A 6,099-nucleotide genomic window follows, 5' to 3' on the forward strand; every position below is an offset into this window, starting at 1 on the left:
CAAAAAAGGCCGCACTCGCGGCCCTTTTATTCTCATGTACTCAATGGACGTGAACGCCCAACCGCCAGGCAAAATAGATCTCTTCTTTCAGTTCATTCGAAGAGAGCGCCAGCAAATCTGTAAATTCCAGCTCAAGCTGTTTCAGCTTTTTCAGGTACTGCGCCGGAGACAGGTTGCTTTTATCACGACGTAAATATTCAATTGCCAGCTGTGTTGGGGTTATTTCAGTATCCATGATGTCCTCGCTTATGTACAAAACCTGACCAGTATACCACAACGCACTGGCTAGTTTTTGACCAAAGGCAAAACATCTGAAAACTTTACACAACCGCCGTGGTTAGCCGCGACGAGCAGCACAGGCGATCCTGCTCATCGAGAATATCTATTTGCCACACCTGATGGCGGCTTCCGGCGTGCAGCGCGCGGCAGACACCGCGCACGCGCCCGCTGCGCACCGAGCGAATGTGGTTAGCGTTCACCTCGAGCCCGACAACCTTCTGCTCTCCTTCGGTACAGAGATACCCCGCCACCGAGCCCAGCGTTTCGGCCAGCACGACGGACGCTCCGCCGTGCAATAAACCAAACGGCTGGTGGGTGCGACTATCGACGGGCATGGTGGCCTCAATTTCATTGTCGCCAATGCGGATGAACTGGATATCCAGCAGCCCCACCATATTCCCCTCGCCCATGGCGTTCAGCGCCTGCAGCGTCACGGCACGTTTCCAGATCATCCAATTATCTCCAGTAAAGCCTGCAATGGGTGACGTACACCGTTACCCTCTACCCGTTTTACCTGGCTGCGGCAGGAGTAACCCGTCGCCAGACAGCGGTTTCGCGGCAAACGCTGCATCGCCTGATGCCAGGACAGCTCATAGATGCCGAGCGAGTTGGCGTGGTTTTTCACTTCGTGTCCGTAGGTTCCGGCCATCCCGCAGCAGCCAACGTTGACGCTCTCCAGCTTCGCACCAAAGCGGGCAAAAACAGACGCCCACTGCGCGGGTGCCCCCGGCAGCGCGGTCACTTCCGTGCAGTGGCCGAACAGATACCACGGTTCACCGCTGACATCCTGAACAGCCTTATCTTCCAGCGCCATCGGCAGCCACTCGTGCACCAGCATCACGTTGAAATCGCCGCGCTTATCGCCCAGCGTCTGCCTGTATTCATCGCGATAGCAAAGCACCAGCGCCGGATCGACGCCGACCATCGGTATCCCGAGCTGCGCCACGCGGTTTAAGAAGTCAGACGTTTTCTGCGCGGTCTTCGCAAAGCGGCTCAGGAAACCTTTAATGTGCTGCGCCTTGCCGTTGGGAGAGAACGGCAGCACGACCGGCTGGTAACCCACTTTCTCCGCCAGACGGACGAAATCGGCCACGACCTGTGCATCGTAGTAGCTGGTAAACGGATCCTGCACCACCAGCACCACATTCGCTTTTTGCTCAGGGGTAAGCGCCTCCAGCTGTTCCAGGGTCATGTTCGCCGAACGGTGGCCGACGAGCTGGCGCTGCAGAGACGGGACCGACAGCAGCGGCAGATCGACCATGCCGATGTGTTTTTCGGAGAGCTTGCGCACCAGCGGCTGGTTGATAAAGAAGTTGAAGGTCTTTGGCGCACGCGCCATCAGCGGCGCGTAGCTTTCCACCGTCGCCACCAGATGGTCGCGCACCGGGCGGAGGTATCGGGTGTGATAAAGCTGCAGGAAACGCGAGCGGAATTCCGGCACGTCGATTTTAATCGGGCACTGGGTGGAGCAGGCTTTGCAGGCCAGACAGCCGGACATCGCCTCTTTCACCTCATGGGAGAAATCGTACTCGCCCTTGTTGGCATGCCAGCTGTTGCGGGTGCGCTCAATCAGCGAGCGCAGGCTGGCCCGTTTTTCCGGCAGCTCCTGCTCCAGCTTGAGCGGATCCACCCCGCGGTCGGCCAGCAGACGCAGCCACTCGCGCACCAGCGTCGCCCGCCCTTTCGGCGAGTGGATACGGTTGCTGGTGATTTTCATCGACGGGCACATCGGGCTTTTCACATCAAAGTTAAAGCACAGGCCGTTGCCGTTGCACTCCATCGCGCCGCGCCAGGACGCGCGCACCGCAATCGGGATCTGCCTGTCGTACGTGCCGCGCTTGACGGCATCCACCTGCAGCATCGGGGCATCAACCCCCTCAGGCGGGCAGATTTTACCTGGATTGAGCCGGTTATGCGGATCGAAAGCCGCCTTCACCTTACGCAGCTCCGCGTAGAGCTGTTCCCCGAAGAATGCCGGGCTGTACTCCGCGCGGAACCCTTTCCCGTGCTCGCCCCACAGCAGACCGCCGTATTTGGCGGTTAGGGCCACCACGTCGTCGGAGATCTGCTTCATCAGGATCTCCTGCTGCGGGTCGCACATATCCAGCGCCGGACGCACGTGCAGTACCCCGGCGTCGACGTGGCCGAACATGCCGTAGCTCAGGCCGTGGCTGTCCAGCAGGGCACGAAACTCAACGATATAATCCGCCAGATGCTCTGGCGGCACGCAGGTATCTTCGGCAAAGGGAATGGGCTTCGCCGCGCCTTTCGCATTGCCGAGCAGACCCACGGCTTTTTTACGCATCGCATAGATACGCTCAATCCCGGCCAGATCGTTACAGAACTGCCAGCCGATCACGCCGCCTTCACCCTGCGCAATCAGCTCATCCAGCAGCTGGCAGAGCGTGGTGACCTGGCGCTCAATCAGCTCTGCATCATCGCCGGCAAACTCCACGATATTGAGACCGAGCATCTCTTTATCCGGCACGTCGGTAATGAGGTCACTCACGGAGTGCCAGACAATATCCTCCCGGGCCAGATTGAGTACCTTTGAGTCGACGGTCTCCACCGACAGCGCCTGCGCTTTCACCATAAACGGCGCATTGCGCAGCGCGGAGTCGAAGGAGTCATATTTGACGTTCACCAGACGACGCACTTTCGGCAACCGGGTAATATCCAGCCGCGCTTCGGTAATAAACGCCAGCGTCCCTTCGGAGCCGGTCAGCACGCGGGTTAAATCAAACTGGGTCAGGTCATCGTTAAAGACGTGACGCAGATCGTACCCGGTCAGGAAGCGGTTCAGTTTGGGGAATTTATCGAGAATAAGCTGACGGTTGTCGCGGCAGCGTTCCAGCACGGTGCGATAGATACGCCCGCTGGCGGTGTTATCTTTGCCCAGCGTTTCCGCCAGTTCGACCGGCATCGGCTGGGTATCGAGGATATCGCCGCCCAGCAGCACCGCACGCACGCCCAGCACGTGATCGGAGGTTTTACCGTAGACCAGCGAGCCCTGCCCGGAGGCATCCGTGTTAATCATCCCGCCAAGGGTCGCGCGGTTACTGGTGGAAAGCTCAGGGGCAAAAAAGTAGCCGTAAGGCTTGAGATACTGATTAAGCTGATCTTTGATGACGCCCGCTTCGACCCGCACCCACCCCTCTTCCGGGTTGATCTCAATGATGCGGTTCATATAGCGCGACATATCAACAATGATGCCCTGGTTCAGCGCCTGACCATTGGTCCCGGTGCCGCCGCCGCGCGGCGTAAAGACCAGCGAGGCAAACCGCTCCTGCGTGGCCAGCCTGGCGATAAGCGCGACGTCAGCCGTTGAACGCGGGAAAACGACGGCATCGGGAAGAAGCTGGTAGATACTGTTATCGGTCGCCATCGTCAGCCTGTCGGCATAGTTCGTGGCGGTATCACCTGTAAAACCCTGTTGCTCCAGTGCTTGCAAAAAATTAAGCACCAGCTGAACGACGCCAGGTGCCTGAGAAATCTGTGGGATCATGACTGTCGACCCTAATTAGAGTTGTATGAAATCGTTTGCGTGTATCTTAAAAGTTTTATCACATTTTTTTCTTATAATCTCTGCTGAATTACAGGCAGAATTCGCCTGTCAAAAACCGCTGAGATCATTAATGATTAAAGAGACGCGGTTTTCCGTTCCCGCCAGCCACGCTGGTGTTCTTTTAAGGAAAGTTTCATTTATGGTCAATCTTCGCCAGCCCAGGGATGTTGCGCAAATTTTGCTGTCGGTGCTGTTTCTGGCCCTCATGATTATTGCGTGTCTGTGGATTGTTCAACCCTTTATTCTCGGCTTCGCGTGGGCTGGGACCGTTGTCGTCGCCACGTGGCCTTTGCTGTTGCGCTTGCAGAAGCTGCTGTTTGGCCGTCGCGGGTTAGCCGTGCTGGTCATGACGCTCCTGCTGTTCCTGCTGTTTATTATTCCTATTGCCCTGCTGGTGAATAGCCTGGTGGATTCCAGTGGCCCCGTTATTCGCGCCATTAGCAGCGGTGACCTGACGCTGCCGGATCTCGCCTGGCTGAACAGCATTCCGGTGGTGGGCGCCAAGCTCTACAGCGGCTGGCATAGCCTGCTGGAGATGGGCGGCAGCGCGCTGATGGCAAAAGTCCGCCCGTACATAGGCACCACCACCACCTGGTTTGTCGGTCAGGCGGCACATATCGGCCGCTTTATGATGCACTGTACCCTGATGCTGCTCTTCAGCGCCCTGCTCTACTGGCGCGGCGAGCAGGTGGCTTTAGGCGTTCGTCACTTTGCCACCCGCCTGGCGGGCAAACGCGGTGACGCTGCGGTACTGCTGGCTGCGCAGGCCGTGCGCGCAGTTGCGCTGGGCGTGGTGGTCACCGCGCTGGTGCAGGCGGTGCTGGGCGGTATCGGTCTGGCGATTTCCGGCGTACCGTACGCCACCGTATTTACCGTTGTCATGCTGATGACCTGTCTTGCGCAACTGGGACCGCTGCTGGTGCTGGTACCCTGCATTATCTGGCTCTACTGGACGGGCGATACCACGTGGGGAACGGTGCTGCTGGTCTGGAGCTGCGTGGTCGGCACCATGGATAACGTCATTCGTCCAATTCTCATCCGCATGGGTGCAGACCTGCCGCTGATCCTGATCCTCTCCGGAGTCATTGGCGGTCTGATTGCCTTTGGCATGATTGGCCTGTTTATCGGCCCGGTGCTGCTCGCCGTCACCTGGCGTCTGTTCTCCGCCTGGGTGCATGAAATTCCGCCGCCGGGAACTGACCCGGACGTGATTTTGAGCGAACTGGAAGAACTGGAAGAGAAAAACACGCATTAAGTTTTTTTGCCGGGTGGCGCTAACGCTTACCCGGCCTACATTCCCCCTCACGATACTTTAACGCCGCTAAAGTATTTATTCGTTACTCACTGGTCAGACCCGCCCTTTCAGCAGTAAGCCTGTTATTAACCTCAAGAAATCTTTACGTCTCTTAAACTATTGAGACGAATCCGATCGACGCTAAATAACACAATGCCTACTATTAGCACACGGTTATAAATCAACACCTTGATTTATAAGCATGGAAATCCCCTGAGTGAAACAACGAATTGCTGTGTGTAGTCTTTGCCCATCTCCCACGATGGGCTTTTTTTTATCCTGACTACGCGCGCTTAACCTCACAGGTACTGAGCATTCGCCACTCGGCAGGCAGCACCCGCGTTTCTCCCGTCACATTGACCGTCACAGCCTGGCGGATATCCGCCGACGATGCGCCAACCTGCAGTTCAAACTCGCCCGGCTCAACGATGCGTTTCCCGTCCCGACGGGTAAAGTTGAACATCTCAACCGGCAGCGTAAAGGCGAGCGTGGCGGTTTCGCCCGGCGAGAGCGTTACGCGCTGGAAGGCCTTCAGCTCCTGAAGCGGCCGCACCTGCGTGGCGACCTTATCCCTGACGTAAACCTGCACCACCTCGCTGCCGCTGCGCTCTCCGGTATTGGTGATATCCACGCTCAGCGTCACCTCGCCGTCGACCGGCACAGTGGATGCCACCACTTTTGCCGCTCCCCAGTTAAACCGCGTCCAGCCGAGGCCGAAGCCAAACGGGTAACGCGAACCGAAATGGAACGCAAACGGCGTGCCGCCGCTTTTGAGCTTGTGATTGTAGTAATACGGCATTGCCCCGGCGCTTTTCGGCACGCTCACCACCAGACGCCCCTGCGGCTCCACCCGCCCCGTCAGCACGTCCGCAATCGCCCCGCCCCCTTCCTGCCCCGGCGCCCCCCCCACGATCAGCGCCGCCACCTTATACTCCAGACCCGGCAGGTTGTATGGACGCCC

5 protein-coding genes and 1 other RNA gene are annotated in these 6,099 nt (G+C 58.0%); 2 read left to right on the top strand and 4 right to left on the bottom strand.

The genetic code is table 11. The features are described from left to right. Nucleotides 1-40: 40 nt before the first annotated feature. The 3 genes from AB8846_RS19445 to AB8846_RS19455 all read right to left on the bottom strand — a co-directional run bounded on the left by AB8846_RS19445 (nt 41) and on the right by AB8846_RS19455 (nt 3,784). Nucleotides 41-235 (bottom strand): YdiH family protein, encoded by a 195-nt coding sequence (locus AB8846_RS19445; RefSeq protein WP_003857766.1) that lies wholly within the window; start codon nt 233-235, stop codon nt 41-43. 85 nt (nt 236-320) lie between these two features. Beyond that, on the bottom strand, nt 321-731 hold the full coding sequence (menI, locus tag AB8846_RS19450; RefSeq protein WP_370733430.1) for a 1,4-dihydroxy-2-naphthoyl-CoA hydrolase: 411 nt from the start codon (nt 729-731) through the stop codon (nt 321-323). Beyond that, nucleotides 728-3,784, bottom strand: a complete 3,057-nt coding sequence (locus AB8846_RS19455) for an FAD-binding and (Fe-S)-binding domain-containing protein (protein WP_370733431.1) — start codon at nt 3,782-3,784, stop codon at nt 728-730. Before AB8846_RS19455 ends, menI begins: the two co-directional genes overlap by 4 nt. 199 nt (nt 3,785-3,983) lie before the next feature. Here AB8846_RS19455 and ydiK point away from each other — a divergent pair, with 199 nt between their 5' ends. Both ydiK and rprA read left to right on the top strand, forming a co-directional pair. Then, nucleotides 3,984-5,099 carry an AI-2E family transporter YdiK gene (gene ydiK / locus AB8846_RS19460; RefSeq protein WP_063142924.1) on the top strand — a complete coding sequence of 372 codons (1,116 nt, stop codon included), beginning with the start codon at nt 3,984-3,986 and terminating at the stop codon, nt 5,097-5,099. 209 nt (nt 5,100-5,308) lie between these two features. Further along, nucleotides 5,309-5,416, top strand: an RNA gene (gene rprA / locus AB8846_RS19465) — antisense sRNA RprA. Nucleotides 5,417-5,421: 5 nt separating this feature from the next. Here rprA and AB8846_RS19470 read toward each other — a convergent pair. Continuing rightward, the coding region (locus AB8846_RS19470; protein WP_370733432.1) for a fibronectin type III-like domain-contianing protein at nt 5,422-6,099 on the bottom strand (678 nt) is incomplete at its 5' end.

The sequence above is a fragment of the Enterobacter sp. KB-221C9 genome, from assembly GCF_041320715.1.
In the GTDB taxonomy this organism is placed as follows: Bacteria; Pseudomonadota; Gammaproteobacteria; order Enterobacterales; family Enterobacteriaceae; genus Enterobacter; species Enterobacter asburiae_D.